Origin of the sequence: Devosia sp., assembly GCF_035944845.1 — a bacterium.
Lineage (GTDB): Bacteria > Pseudomonadota > Alphaproteobacteria > Rhizobiales > Devosiaceae > Devosia_A.
On sequence record NZ_DASZAW010000103.1, the window covers coordinates 54,838 to 69,886 of the forward strand.

The following is a 15,049-nucleotide window of genomic DNA, read 5'->3' on the forward strand; positions in this document are numbered from 1 at the left end:
CATGCGGCTCGCCGCCCTCTGCCTGTTGCTTGGCTTCGCTCTCGCTGCCCCGGTTCTGGCGCAGGACGGCATCACCGGGCTGTTCGATTGCGTGGCGACCCCGGCGCGGACGGTCAAGCTCGGCAGTCCGGTCACCGGCCTGCTCGCCGAAATGAAGGTGCGGCGTGGTGACCAGGTGGAAGCCGGCCAGCCGGTGGCGCGGCTCGAGTCCTCCGTCGAGGAGGCCAATGTCCGCCTCGCCGAAACCGAAGCCGATGCTGGCGAGGCGATCGCGGCGCAGCGGCAGCGGCTCGATGTGGCGCTGGCAACACTGGAGCGCTCCCGCGCCCTGCTCGAGTCCGGCTCGGTTACCCGCTCGCGGATCGATGAACTCGAGGCAGCAGTGGAGATCACCCGGCTCGATCTCGCCGGGGAACAGCGCAAGGCCGAACTGGCGGCGCAGGAACTGGTACGACAGCGGGCCATGCTGGATCGGATGACCATTCACGCGCCGATCGCTGGCGTCGTCACCTCCGTCGATACCCAGGTCGGCGAGTTCGTCCGGCAGGACTCGATCATCGCCACCATCGTCCAGACCGATCCGCTGCTGGTCGATGCCTATCTGCCCACCGAGCTCTGGGCCGGCACCAAGCTCGGCGCCGACGTCGTGGTCGAGATCGATCGCCCCGAACCGGTGAAACTCAAGGGCCGGATCATCGTCGTCGATTCGGTGTTCGACACGGCCTCCAACACCTTCGGCGTCCGCGTCGAACTGCCCAACCCCGGCAGCGCCATCCCAGGCGGACAGCGCTGCCGGCTGGATCTGGGTGGCGAGTGAACCCCCTGGTCAGTTCCCGCCGAGCATGCTGAGCAAAGCAAACGCTGTGCTATGGCCAGCGATCGCAGACATCGCCATTGGCCCGGGCGCCCTTGGCGTCATCAGTCCCAGCTCAGCGCCCCGCCGTTCTGGTATTCGATGACGCGGGTTTCGAAGAAGTTCTTCTCCTTTTTGAGATCCATCGCTTCGCTCATCCAGGGGAACGGGTTCTCGGTCTCGCCGAATACCGCGGCGAGGCCGAGCTGGGCGCAGCGGCGGTTGGCGATGAAATGCATGTATTGCTCGCACAGCGCCGCATTGAGCCCGAGAAACCCCCTCGGCATGGTGTCGCGGCCATAGGCGGCCTCGAGCTCGGCCGCCCGCTTGATCATGCCGCGCACTTCGGCCTGGAACTCCGGCGTCCACACATGCGGGTTCTCGGCCTTGATCTGGTTGATCACGTCGATGCCGAAGTTGAGGTGGATGCTCTCGTCGCGCAGGATGTACTGATACTGCTCGGCGATGCCGACCATCTTGTTGCGCCGGCCCAGCGAGAGGATCTGCGCAAAGCCGGTATAGAACCACATCCCCTCGAAGATCACGTAGAAGGCGATGAGATCGCGGACGAACGCGCGGTCGGTCTCCGGCGTACCGGTGGTGAAATCCGGATCGTCGAGGTGTTGGGTGAAATCGAGCGCCCAGGCTGCCTTGTCGGTGATCGAAGGCACCTCGCGATACATGTTGAACAGCTCGCCCTCATCGAGCCCGAGCGATTCGACGATGTACTGGAAGGTGTGGGTGTGCACCGCCTCCTCGAATGCCTGCCGCAGCAGGTACTGGCGGCATTCCGGGTTGGTCAGGTGCCGGTAGATGGCGAGCACGATGTTGTTGGCAACAAGGCTCTCCGAGGCAGCGAAGAAGCCGAGATTACGCTTGAGCGTATGGCGCTCGTCATCGGTGAGCCCGTCCTTCGATTTCCATAACGCGATGTCGGCCTGCATCGACACTTCGGTCGGCATCCAGTGGTTGTTGCAGCCGGCGAGGTATTTGTCCCACGCCCACTTGTATTTGAGCGGCAGCAGCTGGTTCACGTCGGCGCGGCAGTTGATCATCGCCTTGTCGTCGACCGAAACGCGGCCGCCGGCGCGGTCGATACGGGTGTCGGCGGGGAGCGGGGTGGGGGAGGTTGGCTCGGGGGACCAGTCGAGGGACATGGGGGGATTCCTGTAAGATTGTAGGGTAGACACAGAGGGCGGGCCTCCCTCCCCCTTGAGGGGAGGGATTGAGGGAGGGGGTGGTTAAGTCAGCACCGAGGTTCCCCTCGCCACCCCCACCCCCCACCTCTCCCCTCAAGGGGGAGGGGAGCCCGGCAGCGACTACTGGCAGGCTTCGCAGTCGGGGTCGTCGATCAGGCACGCCGGCCCATCGAGCGCCGCCATTTCCAGCGCCAGCTTCCTGGGCGCTTCGACCACCTCTGACATCACCACTGCCGGCGTCACCGCCACCGCGTTGAGCTTGCCGTCTGTGCCTTTCAGCGTCGATTTCTCGACATGCGTCGCCGAGCGCGAGCGCAGGTAATAGGTGGTCTTCAGCCCCGCCCTCCAGGCGCTGCGATAGAGGTTGTCCAGCGCCTTGCCCGAGGGGTTGGCGAGGTAGAGGTTGAGCGACTGCGCCTGGTCGATCCATTTCTGCCGGCGCGAGGCGGCCGCGATCAGCCAACTGGCGTCGAGTTCGAAGGCAGTGGCGTAGATCGCCTTGAGGTCATCGGGCACCCGGTCGATCTGGCCGACCGAGCCGTCGAAATATTTGAGGTCCGAGATCATCACCTCGTCCCACAGCCCGCGGGCCTTGAGGTCGCGCACCAGCAGCGCATTCACCACGGTGAAATCGCCCGACATGTTCGATTTCACATAGAGGTTCTGGTACCCCGGCTCGATCGACTGGCTGACGCCGCAGATGTTGGAAATGGTGGCCGTAGGCGCGATCGCCATGGTGTTGGAGTTGCGCATGCCGACCCGCTGCACCCGCGCCCTCAGCGCACCCCAATCGAGCCGCTGCGTGCGGTCGATCTCGATCTCGCTGCGGGTCATCGCCAGCATTTCGAGGCTGTCGATCGGCAGCACCCCCTTGCTCCACAGCGAGCCCTCAAACGTCGCATAGGCGCCGCGCTCCTCGGCGAGATCGGCGGAGGCCGAGATCGCATAGTAGCTGATCGCTTCCATCGAACTGTCGGCGAATTCCACTGCTGCCGCCGAGGCATAAGCGATGCCTTGCGCCTGCAGCGCATCGGCAAAACCCATCAGTCCCAGGCCGACCGGCCGGTGCCTGAGGTTGGAGCGGCGGGCTTCCGGGATGGTGTAGAAGTTGATGTCGATGACGTTGTCGAGCATCCGCATGGCGGTATCGACGGTGCGCTTCAGGCGCTCGAAATCGAGCCCCTTGTCGGTGACATGTGCGAAGAGGTTGATCGAGCCGAGATTGCAGACCGCCACCTCGTCCTTCGAAGTATTGAGCGTGATCTCGGTGCAAAGGTTCGACGAGTGCACCACCCCCACATGCTGCTGCGGCGAGCGGATGTTGCAGGGGTCCTTGAAGGTCACCCAGGGGTGCCCGGTTTCGAACAGCATGGTCAGCATCTTGCGCCACAGATCGAGCGCCCGGACGGCCTTGAACACCTTGATCTGGCCGGCTGCCGCCTTTGCTTCATACGCCTCGTAGGCCGCCTTGAACGCCGGGCCGTAGAGGTCGTGCAGGTCCGGTGTCTCGTCGGGCGAGAACAGCGTCCAGTCGGCGCCCGCTTCGACGCGCTCCATGAACAGGTCGGGCACCCAGTTGGCGGTGTTCATGTCATGGGTGCGGCGGCGGTCGTCGCCGGTGTTCTTCCTGAGATCGAGGAATTCTTCGATATCGACGTGCCAGGTCTCGAGATAGGCGCAGACCGCGCCCTTGCGCTTGCCGCCCTGGTTCACCGCGATGGCGGTGTCGTTGGCCACCTTGAGGAACGGCACGACGCCCTGGCTCTCGCCATTGGTGCCCTTGATATGGGCGCCCAGCCCACGCACCGGGGTCCAGTCGTTGCCGAGCCCGCCGGAATATTTGGCGAGCAGCGCATTGTCCTTCACCGCCTTGAAGATGCCGTCGAGATCGTCGGCGACGGTGGTGAGGAAGCAGCTCGAAAGCTGCGGGCGGAGCGTGCCCGCGTTGAACAGGGTAGGGGTCGAGGCCATGAAGTCGAAGCTCGACAGCAGGTCGTAGAATTCGATGGCCCGCGCCTCGCGGTCGATCTCGCGGACGGCAAGGCCCATGGCGACGCGCATGAAGAAGGCCTGCGGCAGTTCGAACACCGTGCCCGAGCAATGAAGGAAGTAGCGGTCGTAGAGGGTCTGCAGCCCCAGATACTGGAACTGCCGGTCGCGCTCGGGCTTCAGCGCCGCGGCGAGCCGGGCAATGTCGAAGCGGCCGAGTTCGGCGTCGATCAGCTCGAGGGCAATGCCGCGCGCGAGGTAGCTCGGGAAGTATTCGGCATAGCGAGTGGCCATCTCGGCCTCAGTGGCCTGGTCGGGGCACCCGGCGATGAAGCTCAGCGCTTCGCGCCGGAGCTTGTCGTTGAGGAGGCGTGCCGACGCGTAGGCGTAGTTCGGTTCGGTCTCGACCAGGGTGCGGGTGGCGAGGATCGGCGCCAGCGCCAGCTCGTCGGCGCCGATGCCGTCATAGAGGTTGCGGCGGGTCTCGGCGAGGATGGTCTCGGCCACAACGCCGTCAAGGCCGGCACAGGCCTCGCCAATCACTGTGGCGAGCCGGGTTTCATCGAGGGCCGAGCCGTCCGCCATGCGAATGGTTGCGGCGGCGACGTCCACCACCTGCGTCGCGCGGGCCTTGGCATGTTCTTCGCGATAGAGCACGTAGGCGCGAGCCACCTTCTGGTGCTCGCCGCGCATCAGCGCCAGCTCCACCTGGTCCTGCACGTCCTCGATATGGAACACCCGGCCGTCCTTGGCCCGTCGCGCCAGCGCGCCGACGACTTCGCCGGTCAGCTCGGCGACGATCTCGTGCACCCGGCGCGATGCGGCCGCCTTGTTGCCCTCGACGGCGAGGAAGGCCTTGGTCAGAGCCACGGCAATCTTGGTCTGATCGAACGGCACGGTGCCGCCATTGCGCTTGATCAACGAGAAGCCCGGCTCGTTGGCCGCGCCGCGCTCGGACGACACGAGGGTCACCGGACGACCGGTGTCGGAAGTTACGATTTCTGCTGCAGTGGACATGTGCCCCAAATACCCCGTGAGTGGCAGCGGGGCGTTCGAGGACGCGCAGCACTGCGGGGGCCAATCGGGCACACGCGCGCTCGCGGCCTAACGGTGCACCCCGCCCGTGGACGATCTAACCTGTCGTGGCAGGTATCTGGCTGGCCGGCTTTCACCGGCTATCACAGTTGCGGGGGCAGCGCCGGACTGGAGCAATTGCCCGCACCGGCTTCCCTATTATCACCCGTCCTTGCGACCCGGGCGACCACGACACACTAGATGTAGTGTGCCTGTTCGAGAGTCGGGTCAATAGCTTGCGACATTATTTTGACGGCTGCCGCCGAGCTGTGGAGTGCGGGGATATAAAGAAAGCTTTATATCCCGTTGACAGCGTCTGCGGCCTGCGGCACCCTCGCGACGTCCATGGTCTCCGCAAGGAGATAACCGGGAATGCGGTGCGGGGTGCTTCCCCTAGTCCGCAGCTGCCCCCGCAACTGTAGGCGGTGATGGGCGCTCAACGAGCCACTGGCGAAAGCTGGGAAGGCGAGCGTTCAGACGATCCGCGAGCCAGGAGACCTACCATGGAAGTGATGTGCACTTCAGGTCGATCGGGCGGATCGGCGAGAGGATTGAGACCATGACGACCCATCGTCGCCACTTCCGAATGCGTCGCTGAAGCGACGGTCTTGCCTTGCCGCGCCCACCTGGGCGCGCTGCCGGGCCGCCTTCACCTGCATCAGCATTCGTTGCCCCGCGTCCATCGGCGCCGGGCTCGTTCACGCATCGGACAACACCATGACCCGTTCAGCCAATCTCGGCTTTCCCCGTATCGGCCTCAATCGCGAACTGAAGAAATCCCTCGAAGCCTACTGGCAGGGAGCCATCGACGCCGAGGCCCTCCACGCCACCGGCCAGGCGCTGCGCGCCCGCCATTGGCAGTTGCAGCGCGACGCCGGCATCGAGGTGATCCCGTCCAATGATTTCAGCTTCTACGACCACGTGCTCGATATGACGGCGACGCTCGGCGCCATCCCGCCGCGCTTCGCAGCCATTGCCGACCCCACCGAGCGTTACTTCGCCATGGCGCGTGGTACCGCTGCGGCGCCGGCGATGGAAATGACCAAATGGTTCGACACCAACTACCACTACATCGTGCCCGAGTTGCATCGCGGTCAGCAGTTCCGCCTTGCCTCGAGCAAGGCGGTGGATGAGGTGCTAGAGGCCAGGGCGCTCGGCATCGAGACGCGGCCGGTGCTGCTCGGTCCGGTCACCTGGCTGAGCCTCGGCAAGCCCAAGGACGACGGGCTCGACCCGCTGACCCTGCTCGACGCCGTGCTGCCGGTTTATGCCGAACTGCTTGGCACGCTGAAGGCCATCGGCGCCGAGTGGGTGGAGATCGATGAGCCGATCCTGGCGCTCGACCTCAGCGAGGCGCAGCGCGCGGCCCTGCACCGCGCCTATGCTGTGCTGCAGCCGGTGGCGCCGCGCCTCCTGCTCACCAGCTATTTCGGCGCGCTCGGCGACAACACCGAGCTTGCCGTCGGGCTGCATGTCGCGGGGCTGCACATCGACCTCGTCCGCGCTCCGGAGCAACTCCCCGCCGTGCTGAAGGCGCTGCCGGCGGACAAAATGCTGTCGGTCGGGGTCATCGATGGCCGCAACATCTGGCGGGCCGATCTCGACCGCCAGCTGGCGCTGGTCAGCAAGGCGTGGGACAGCGTCGGCCCGGATCGGCTCGAAATCGCCCCATCCTGTTCGCTGCTGCACAGCCCGGTGGATCTTGACGCGGAAACCGAACTCGACCCCGAGTTGCGTTCGTGGCTGGCCTTCGCCACCCAGAAGCTTGGCGAGGTATCGGCGCTGACCCGCGCCATGCAGAAGGGGCGGCCGGCCGCACGAAGCGCCTTCGAAGCGAGCGCCGCCGCGGTCCTGTCGCATCGGCAGTCGCCACGCATCCACCGCCCGGAGGTCAAGGATAGGGCTGCCGCGAGCCTGCCGCTCGATCGCGCCAGCCCATTCACCGTCCGCCGCGCGGCGCAGCGCCGGCGCTTCGGCCTGCCGGCCTTCCCCACCACCACCATCGGCTCGTTCCCGCAGACGCCTGAGGTGCGCGAGCAGCGGGCCGCATTCAAGCATGGACGGGTCGATCTGGCGGCCTATGAGCGGTTTCTCGAGGCCGAGACCGAGCGGGCGGTGCGCATCCAGGAACGGATCGGCCTCGACGTGCTGGTGCATGGCGAGTTCGAGCGCAACGACATGGTCGAGTATTTCGGCGAGCAGCTCGACGGCTTCGCCTTCAGCAGGAACGGCTGGGTGCAATCTTACGGCTCGCGCTGCGTCAAGCCGCCGGTGATCTACGGCGACGTGTCGCGGCCCGCCCCGATGACGGTGCGCTGGTCGGCTTACGCCGCCTCGCTCACCGACAGGCCGATGAAGGGCATGCTCACCGGCCCGGTCACCATCCTGCAATGGAGTTTCGTCCGGGTCGACCAGCCCCGCGCCACGACCTGCCGGCAGATCGCGCTCGCTATTCGCGACGAGGTGCTCGACCTCGAGGCGGCCGGCATCGGCATCATCCAGATCGACGAGCCGGCGCTACGCGAAGGCCTGCCGCTGCGCCGCGGCGACTGGCAGGATTACCTGCGCTGGGCGGTCGACTGCTTCCGCGTCACCGCGTCCGGTGTCGCCGATCACACCCAGGTGCACACCCACATGTGTTACGCCGAGTTCAACGACATCATGGCTTCGATCGCCGAAATGGATGCTGACGTGATCTCGATCGAGACCTCGCGCTCTCAAATGGAGCTGCTCGAAGCCTTCCGCGACTTCCGCTACCCCAACGAGATCGGCCCCGGCGTCTGGGATATCCACTCGCCGCGTGTGCCGAGCCAGGCGGATATGGTGGCATTGCTGCGCAGGGCGGCGGACGGGATCCCGGCCGAGCAGCTCTGGGTCAATCCGGATTGCGGCTTGAAGACGCGCGGCTGGCCAGAGGTCGAGGCATCGCTCCTCCACCTCGTCGCCACGGCGCGGGAGCTGCGCGGCTAGCCGGAACGAGGCACGCGCTGCCGAGGTTTTGGTAGCTGGCTGGGGCGCTAGGATTCGAACCTAGGAATGGCGGTACCAAAAACCGCTGCCTTACCACTTGGCGACGCCCCAACGGGCGCGTTCCTACACGCTTCACAATACCGACGCAACCAATCGGAATTCGCCGCAGTTAGGCGCTTGAGTTGGCTAAGGACCGAGTCTATAACGCGCCTCGTCAGCCGCTGGCTGCCTGCCGAACCATCCCGGAGTTCGGCATCATGGGTCCAGCGGTGATCTGACGGAGTATAGCGCAGCCTGGTAGCGCACCTGCTTCGGGAGCAGGGGGTCGAGTGTTCGAATCACTCTACTCCGACCAATCAAACCCCGGCCTCCCGCGAGGCCGGGGTTTTTCGTTGCAGGAGCGCGTCAGCCGGCGCTGCGTTCCACCGGGTTCAGGTAAGGCAGCCGCGCCGCTTCCGGCATCGAGCCAAGCCGGGCGATCATCTCGATATTGGGGTGCATCGAGCGGTGAAGGTGCGTTTCCAGCATGCGGCAGGCGCTGTCGAGGTCGCCATCGAGCAGCAGCGCGTAGATGTTCCGATGCTCATCCAGCATGGTGGAGATTTCGGTGCCGGTGCGGTGGCTGCGAAACGTGGCGTGGGTGGCGATCAGCAGCAGCTGGCTGCGCTGCACCGCCTGCAGCAGCTGCCGGTTGTTGCAGCGGGCCACCGTGTCGATGTGCAGGTCCTGCTCGATCCCCTCGAGCTCCATGATGCCGCGCTCGCCGCCTTGCGCCCGCATCACCCGGTCGCGGCGGGCCGTCAGCTCCGCCTTGGTGAATTTCGGAAACGCCTGGCGCAGCGCCACCGGCTCGAGGATCCAGCGCATCTCGTAATGCTCGCGGATCGACTCGGCGGTCAGCGGCCCGGCATACCAGCGCTGGTTGGCCTCCTGTACGATGATGCCGGTACGGGCCAGCCGGGTCAGCACCTCGTGCGCGATGGTCCGGCTGACACCGTAGTGCTCGGCGAGCGCCGATTCGTTGAGCATGAACCGCCCATAGGCGAGGCTGGCGGCCACCGCATGCTCGACCTCGGGGTAAATCTTGAGCCCGATATTGCGCGGCGAACCGTCGGCCTCGAGCGCCGGCGGCAGCACCAGGCCGGCTTCGCTGAGTTCGAGCCTCAGCGGCTTGGGCGCTGCCTCGTCGCCGCGCGCAATGAAGCCGCGTCCGGCAAAACTGCCGATCAGCCCTTCTTCGCTCAGCCGCTTCAGTGCGGCGGCTGCGGGGATGCGGCTCGCCTTGAAGGCCCGCGCCACATTGGCTTCGCCCAGCACCAACCCGGCCGGAAATGCACCTTGCTCAAGGTGTTGGCGGAGCACCGCATAGATGGTCTGGTAGAGCGGCGCTTCGGGTTTGGGCGGCATCGGGCCTCGTTCTACCATCTGGGTGCCCCCTCTGTCAGTCGGTGCACGGGATCGCATATTCGAACCATCTACTCGCAATATGCATAGTCGCTCGCCCTGCCCACGATGGCGGTTCCAGCAACGCCTTCGAATGCTTCATCCGCGCCACCTTATCGCGACGCACTATGCATGCAATATGCATTGCACCGTCGTGGCGGTTTACATGAGTGCTGCCGTCGCTCGGTGGTCGGCGGCCCGCCGCCTTGCTGCTCAATGCTGGAGCGCGGCATCAAGCGCCGAGTCCGTACAGCCCGGCGCCTTGGCTCGGCAGCGTCGCGGCGAAGCTTCCCGTGTGCCGACCGAGCTCTTGACCGGTCCACCGGTCCGTCACCCCGGCGCTATAGATGCCAGGTGGCGCAAGCTTGAAGCCGACCTCGCGCTCCGCCTTGCCGGTGTTGAACAGCGCCAGGTAGGCATCGCCGTTGCCGGACCTCGGGAGCCCGACGCGAACCTCGCGCCGGGCCGGGCGTCAAGCGCCCGCCGAGCCAGACCGAGCGAACCCGAGTGGATTTGCCGGGTTTGAGGAGCCCTACGCCGACAGCTGCTGCCCGAGCCCGCCATCGACGGTAAACCGGGCGCCCGTAGTGAAGGTGGCTTCGAAGCCGAGGAACAGCACGGCGCTGGCGACCTCCTCGACGCTGCCGTGGCGGTGCATCGGTGTAACCGCATCGCCGATGCTGCGGAACTCCGCCCGTTCCGCAGCGCTCGCGCCGGCCACGCCCATGCTCGGGGTGTCAATGAAGCCGGGACTCACCACGTTGACGCGGATGCGGCGCGGCAGCAGTTCGGCCGCCAGCACCCTGGCGAACGACCGCATCGCTGCCTTCGAACCGGAATAGACACCCATTCCCGCCGTGCCTGACTCATCGGCGATCGACGAGGTGAAAACGATGCTGCCGCCATCGACCAGCAGTGGCAGCAGCCGCTGTACGGTGAAAAAGGCGCCCTTGGCGTTGAGGTCGAAAGCACTGTCATAGTCGGCCTCCGTCACCTCGGCGATCGGCTGCAGGGCCGCGAGCCCGGCATTGACGTGGAGGAAGTCTAACCGGCCGAACTGTTCGCGCACCACCTCAGCCAGGTGGTCGATATCGCCGAGGTCTGCCGAGTCGGAGGCCATGACGTGTGCCGGTCGGCCGGCGAGCTCTGCCCGGGCGGCATCGAGATTGGCCGGGTTCCGGCCGGTCAGCAGGACTTCGGCGCCGGCATCGAGCAGGGCCTTGGCTACTGCCAGACCCATGCCATGGGTGCCGCCGGTGATGACGGCCTTCTTGCCGCTGAGGTTGCGGATCGGGAGTTGGGAGGTCATAGGCGTCCTGATAAGTTCGGTTGCGATACCGTTCAGGTGGTTTATCTGTGAGCTCTATCAAGCACTTACCTCGAGGTCGGTGGCTAACCCCGCGGTAGGTTTCGTGCTGCGGCAGCCATCTACGCCCGAAGATTTTCTTGGCGCTGTGGTTGAACCGTGGCCGTCGCGGCGCGATCTGGGCAGGAACACCAATGCAGAGGAGCGGCCCAATGCAGGCGCCACAACCCTTCAGCTGCGGGCTCGGCCCGGCCTTCGACGTCATCGGTGGCAAATGGAAGGGGTTGATCCTGTGGCGTGTCCACACGGCGCCGCGCCGCTTCGGAGAACTGCGGCGGCTCATCCCCGGGATCAGCGAGAAGGTGCTCAGCGAGTGCCTGCGGGAGATGGAAGTCGCGGGTCTGGTGCAGCGCGAGATCTTTCCCGAAGTGCCGCCGCGGGTCGAGTATTCGGCCACAGCGCTCGGGGTAGAACTCGATATCGCGCTGGCGCCGCTCGCCAAATGGGGCGAGCGCTACGCCGCGCTCCAGAGTGCCGACGTGCCCGCCTGAGGCTCAGCCGCTTGCCAGCATGGCCTCGATCTCGGCACGCGTCGGCATGGATGGCGCGGTGCCGGGCTTCTGCACCGAAAGGCCGGCAGTGGCGCAGCCGAAGCGGATCGCCTCCACCGGCGACTTGCCCTCTGCCAGCGCTACGGCAAAGCCGCCATTGAAGGCGTCGCCGGCGCCGGTGGTTTCCACCACTTTGGGCACCTTGAAGGCCGGCACCATGTGCGTGCCGGCCTCGCCGTAGAGCAGTGCGCCCTTCTCGCCCAGGGTGATCAGCGCATTCCTGGCGCCGCGGCGGACAAACTCCTTGGCCGCGGCCAGCGCGTCGGCTTCCGTCTCGACCGGGAGCCCGGTCAGCGTCGCCGCTTCGGTCTCGTTCGGCGTGACGTAGTCGCATAGCGCATAGATCGCGTCGTCGACCGGCAGGGCCGGCGCCGGGTTGAGGATGGTGATGACCCCGTGCTTGCGCGCCAGCGTCAGCCCGGCGATCGCCGTCTCGATCGGCTGCTCGAACTGCGTCACCAGCACTTTCGACGTGGCGATGCTGCGCTCGGCGGCGGCGACATCGGCCGGCGACAGCTTTGCCGCCGCGCCGCTCTCGACGATGATCGCGTTATTGCCGGTTTCGGTGGAAACGAAGATGAATGCCGCGCCGGTCGGCAGTTCGGCATCGATCGCCACGGCGGAGGTGTCGATCCCGTCGGCCGCCCAGGCCTTCTGCGCCATCTCGCCAAAGGTATCGCGGCCGATGCGGGTGATCATCCGCGCGTCGCCGCCGGCCCGCGCCGCGGCGATCGCCTGGTTCGAGCCCTTGCCGCCCGGCCCGTCCTTGAACCCCTGGCCAAGAATGGTCTCGCCCATCAGTGGCAGGCGCGGCGCCCGGAACGCCAGATCCGCCACGAAAATCCCGAGCACTGCCACAGGTGCGCGCATGTTTCCTCCCAGTATGGGCGCTGTGCGCGCCTCAAAATTACTTCCGGCAGACGGCCCCCTCCCATCCTCCCCCATGAAGGGGGAGGTGCCCCGCCGGTGCGTCGGGCTCGATCCAGCCACAACCCCGACTCTTCACCTCCCCCTTTATGGGGGAGGCCGGGAGGGGGTCGTCTCTCTCAGTTTACGAGAGCTTCCCCGCCTTCAGCGCCGCCAGAATCCAGTCCCGATACGTCTCGTCCCGCCCCTCGATCTCGGGGGAAACCTTGCTGGCTTCGGTCATGAAGTAAAGGTAGTCGCGCCCCATCGCCTCGCCGCGGCCGGTGTGCATGTCGACCGCGAAATCCGGGATCTCCGGCAGCCGTTCGCCGAACGCCATGGCGTGCTTGGCCCAGTTGACCATGTCGTCGGTGGTGCGGTCTTTCTTGCCCGATGACAGCACGCGGATGGCGTGCGCCGCGAACAGGAACCGGTCATGCGTCGGCCGGTCGAAGCGCTGGTGCGTGCGATAGAGCGTATCGACCAGCACCGGCGCATCGAGGTTGCCGAAGCCGACATCCTCGACTGAGATCACCGACAGCCGATCCCACAGCTTCTGCTCGAGCTCGGGGCTGGTGAGGTACATCTCCCAGCCGAGCAGCACCGCATTCTCGGTGAGCCCGCGGCGGATGGATTTCTGCAGCGCCGAAATCACCTCGTCGGCGGGAAAGCCGTGCTCGGTGGTGGTGCGCTGCCACGGGTCGGGCGGCTGCTTGACCTCTGTCACTTGCCGCTCACCCAGTTGGCGATGTTGTTCCACAAGGGCGCATAGCCGGCCCAGTCGACGAAGGGCGGCGGCGCCCAGTGCGGTCCGCAATCGGAGGTGAACACTGCCGAGCGGCCTTTGCCGAATTCGGCCACCGCAATCAGCGGGTCGCCGCCGACCCGTACCAGCACCTCGGCATCGGGCTTGGCCACCACTTCATTGTAGCCGAGCAGCGCCGGCCACTCGCCGGCAATGCCCTTGGTGATCGGGTGGCCAGGGTCGCCGACATGGGCGATGACGCCCTGCGGGTTTTCCTGCCGGTCGTCGTGGCGAGAGAGCGTCACCGGCAGCACGTCTTCGATCGCCGTGCCGGCATATTGTCCTTTGGCATCGATACCCTGAAAGGTGAGGTAGCCGCCGATCATCACGAGGCCACCGCCATTCAGCACGTAGTCCTTGATCGCCGTCAGCCGGTTGGGCAGCGGCACCGAGCGCACGAACGTGTCGGGGTGGAGCAGCAGCGTGTTGGCGCCGATATCGGAAAGCATCACCACGTCATAGGCGGCAAGCGCTGCGGCGGTTTGTGGGAAATCTCGCGCGGCGAGGTGGTTGGGGAGGAACGTCACCTCCCAACCGCCGCCCTCGAGCGCCGCCTTCAGCCAGCGCACGCCCTCATTGTATTCGGTGGTGGTGAAGCTGTCGAAACCCTTGGTGTGGATCGAGTGGGTGACCCAGGATTCCCCGGCAATCAATACGCGCTTGCTCACACTACGAAGTCCTTCTGTGTGGGGGCGGCGACCGACTGGCGCCGGATGAGTTCGACCGGCAGCCGCGTCAGGAGCGGCGGCGCCTCGCCGTTGAGCAGTGACAGGAGGGTCTGGAACCCCTGGCGCCCGAGCTGCTCGACCGGCTGGCGGATGGCGGTCAGCGGCGGCGTCAGCAAGGCGCCGAGCGGCATATCGTCGAAGCCGATCAGCGAGATATCATCCGGGACGCTCACCCCGGCTTCCTTTAGGCCCATCACCGCGCCGATGGCGAGGTAATCGGAAGAGGCGAAGATCGCCGTCGGCGGCAGTGGCAGTTCGAGGAATTTTCGCGTCGCGGCGCTCGCCAGCTCCGGTGCGAAGCTGCCCATGGCGACATATTCGGGCCGCACCGCAATGCCCGCTTCGTTCATCGCCATCAGGAACCCCTCGCGCCGCTCGGTCACCGTCAGCAGCCCGTGCGGTCCGCCCAGATAGGCGATGCGGCGGTGGCCGGCTTCGATCAGGTAGCGGGTCGCGGCATGGGCGCCCTCGGTATTCTCGACGAACAGCCGTGGCACGCTGACCCCGGGAATGTCCTCGTCGACGATGACGACGTTCCGCCGCTTGCCGATCAGCGTCGCGAGCGTCCCGTCATCGGGCGTGTTGGTCATCATTAAGAGGCCATCGACATGCCGGTCGTGCAGCCGCTCGAGCGAGGCGATCTCGCGGTCGCGGTCCGACCGGGTCGAGCTCATGAACACCGTATAGCCGTGCCGGTCCGCCTCGTCCTCGAAGGCCGAGGCGAGCTCGGCGAAGAACGGCTCGCGGATTTCCGGTGTCACGAGGCCGACCGCCTCGGTTTTGCCGGTGGAGAGGCGCTTGGCGAGCAGGTTCGGCCGATAATCGAGCTTGGCGATCGCCGCATCGATCCGCCCAGCCGTCGAGGGCGGCAATTCGATACGATTATTCAGGTACCGGGACACCGTCGTCGGCGACACCCCGGCATCCTGCGCCACATCATGGATCGTTGCCATCGCACCCCCACTCGCAGAGCTAAGCTAGGATAGTGAAAGCGCTTTAGTAAAGCGGTTTCGTAGACGGATTCTCTCAATGCTTTGCGTGTCGAAGGGCCACCTTGCGTCCCCAATACGCGATGTCATCCCTGCGAAAGCAGGGACCCAACTCGCAGCCCGTGCCAGCGGAGAAATGGGTCCCTGCTTTCGCAGGGATGACATCGGAGTTGGGG

The 15,049-nt window shown here is 65.9% G+C and carries 11 protein-coding genes, 2 tRNA genes, 1 pseudogene and 2 riboswitches; of the genes and pseudogenes, 4 read left to right on the plus strand and 10 right to left on the minus strand.

Annotated features, from left to right (window positions below):
• Position 1: 1 nt before the first annotated feature.
• A complete protein-coding gene (locus tag VGV07_RS20215; protein ID WP_326870536.1) occupies positions 2-817 on the plus strand; it encodes an efflux RND transporter periplasmic adaptor subunit in 816 nt (271 codons plus the stop codon).
• A gap of 101 nt (positions 818-918) precedes the next feature.
• On the opposite strand, the gene VGV07_RS20220 is transcribed toward VGV07_RS20215, so the two are convergent.
• Positions 919-2,010, minus strand: coding sequence for a ribonucleotide-diphosphate reductase subunit beta (locus VGV07_RS20220; protein ID WP_326870537.1), 1,092 nt, complete (start codon positions 2,008-2,010; stop codon positions 919-921).
• Positions 2,011-2,172: 162 nt separating this feature from the next.
• Positions 2,173-5,058, minus strand: a complete 2,886-nt coding sequence (locus VGV07_RS20225) for a ribonucleoside-diphosphate reductase subunit alpha (RefSeq protein ID WP_326870538.1) — start codon at positions 5,056-5,058, stop codon at positions 2,173-2,175.
• Positions 5,059-5,168: 110 nt separating this feature from the next.
• A riboswitch (cobalamin riboswitch) is annotated at positions 5,169-5,322 on the minus strand.
• A 122-nt stretch (positions 5,323-5,444) separates the two neighbouring features.
• Positions 5,445-5,635: riboswitch (cobalamin riboswitch) on the plus strand.
• A 197-nt stretch (positions 5,636-5,832) separates the two neighbouring features.
• Between VGV07_RS20225 and metE the strand changes: the two genes are divergently transcribed.
• Positions 5,833-8,085: a 5-methyltetrahydropteroyltriglutamate--homocysteine S-methyltransferase gene (metE, locus tag VGV07_RS20230; protein WP_326870539.1), complete on the plus strand. Its 2,253-nt coding sequence runs from the start codon at positions 5,833-5,835 to the stop codon at positions 8,083-8,085.
• A 36-nt stretch (positions 8,086-8,121) separates the two neighbouring features.
• On the opposite strand, the gene VGV07_RS20235 is transcribed toward metE, so the two are convergent.
• Positions 8,122-8,196: transfer RNA gene (locus VGV07_RS20235), tRNA-Gln, on the minus strand.
• 167 nt (positions 8,197-8,363) lie between these two features.
• Here VGV07_RS20235 and VGV07_RS20240 point away from each other — a divergent pair.
• Positions 8,364-8,440: transfer RNA gene (locus VGV07_RS20240), tRNA-Pro, on the plus strand.
• A 50-nt stretch (positions 8,441-8,490) separates the two neighbouring features.
• Here VGV07_RS20240 and VGV07_RS20245 read toward each other — a convergent pair.
• The 3 genes and pseudogenes from VGV07_RS20245 to VGV07_RS20250 form a co-directional block, all read right to left on the minus strand.
• Positions 8,491-9,492: a GntR family transcriptional regulator gene (locus VGV07_RS20245; protein ID WP_326870540.1), complete on the minus strand. Its 1,002-nt coding sequence runs from the start codon at positions 9,490-9,492 to the stop codon at positions 8,491-8,493.
• Between the two features lie 268 nt (positions 9,493-9,760).
• A pseudogene (locus tag VGV07_RS27455) lies at positions 9,761-9,949 on the minus strand (hypothetical protein); the annotation flags it as partial.
• 111 nt (positions 9,950-10,060) lie between these two features.
• Positions 10,061-10,819 (minus strand): SDR family oxidoreductase, encoded by a 759-nt coding sequence (locus VGV07_RS20250; RefSeq protein ID WP_326870564.1) that lies wholly within the window; start codon positions 10,817-10,819, stop codon positions 10,061-10,063.
• A 227-nt stretch (positions 10,820-11,046) separates the two neighbouring features.
• On the opposite strand from VGV07_RS20250, the gene VGV07_RS20255 reads away from it, so the two are divergent.
• On the plus strand, positions 11,047-11,385 hold the full coding sequence (locus tag VGV07_RS20255; RefSeq protein ID WP_326870541.1) for a helix-turn-helix domain-containing protein: 339 nt from the start codon (positions 11,047-11,049) through the stop codon (positions 11,383-11,385).
• A 3-nt stretch (positions 11,386-11,388) separates the two neighbouring features.
• Here VGV07_RS20255 and rbsK read toward each other — a convergent pair whose 3' ends face one another.
• The 4 genes from rbsK to VGV07_RS20275 form a co-directional block, all read right to left on the minus strand.
• Entirely contained in the window at positions 11,389-12,315 is a 927-nt protein-coding gene (rbsK, locus tag VGV07_RS20260; RefSeq protein ID WP_326870542.1) for a ribokinase, read from the minus strand.
• Between the two features lie 181 nt (positions 12,316-12,496).
• Positions 12,497-13,078, minus strand: a complete 582-nt coding sequence (locus VGV07_RS20265; protein WP_326870543.1) for an AAA family ATPase — start codon at positions 13,076-13,078, stop codon at positions 12,497-12,499.
• On the minus strand, positions 13,075-13,824 hold the full coding sequence (locus VGV07_RS20270; protein WP_326870544.1) for a glutamine amidotransferase: 750 nt from the start codon (positions 13,822-13,824) through the stop codon (positions 13,075-13,077). Before VGV07_RS20270 ends, VGV07_RS20265 begins: the two co-directional genes overlap by 4 nt.
• Positions 13,821-14,837 (minus strand): LacI family DNA-binding transcriptional regulator, encoded by a 1,017-nt coding sequence (locus VGV07_RS20275; protein WP_326870545.1) that lies wholly within the window; start codon positions 14,835-14,837, stop codon positions 13,821-13,823. The genes VGV07_RS20270 and VGV07_RS20275 overlap by 4 nt, the downstream gene beginning before the upstream one ends.
• Between the last annotated feature and the right edge of the window lie 212 nt (positions 14,838-15,049).

What these genes read in the sequence shown, in the direction of transcription:
- VGV07_RS20215 (WP_326870536.1), top strand. Translation starts at nt 2, where the DNA reads ATGCGGCTCGCCGCCCTCTGCCTGTTGCTTGGCTTCGCTCTCGCTGCC.
- VGV07_RS20220 (WP_326870537.1), bottom strand. Translation starts at nt 2,010, where the DNA reads ATGTCCCTCGACTGGTCCCCCGAGCCAACCTCCCCCACCCCGCTCCCC.
- VGV07_RS20225 (WP_326870538.1), bottom strand. Translation starts at nt 5,058, where the DNA reads ATGTCCACTGCAGCAGAAATCGTAACTTCCGACACCGGTCGTCCGGTG.
- metE (WP_326870539.1), top strand. Translation starts at nt 5,833, where the DNA reads ATGACCCGTTCAGCCAATCTCGGCTTTCCCCGTATCGGCCTCAATCGC.
- VGV07_RS20245 (WP_326870540.1), bottom strand. Translation starts at nt 9,492, where the DNA reads ATGCCGCCCAAACCCGAAGCGCCGCTCTACCAGACCATCTATGCGGTG.
- VGV07_RS20255 (WP_326870541.1), top strand. Translation starts at nt 11,047, where the DNA reads ATGCAGGCGCCACAACCCTTCAGCTGCGGGCTCGGCCCGGCCTTCGAC.
- rbsK (WP_326870542.1), bottom strand. Translation starts at nt 12,315, where the DNA reads ATGCGCGCACCTGTGGCAGTGCTCGGGATTTTCGTGGCGGATCTGGCG.
- VGV07_RS20275 (WP_326870545.1), bottom strand. Translation starts at nt 14,837, where the DNA reads ATGGCAACGATCCATGATGTGGCGCAGGATGCCGGGGTGTCGCCGACG.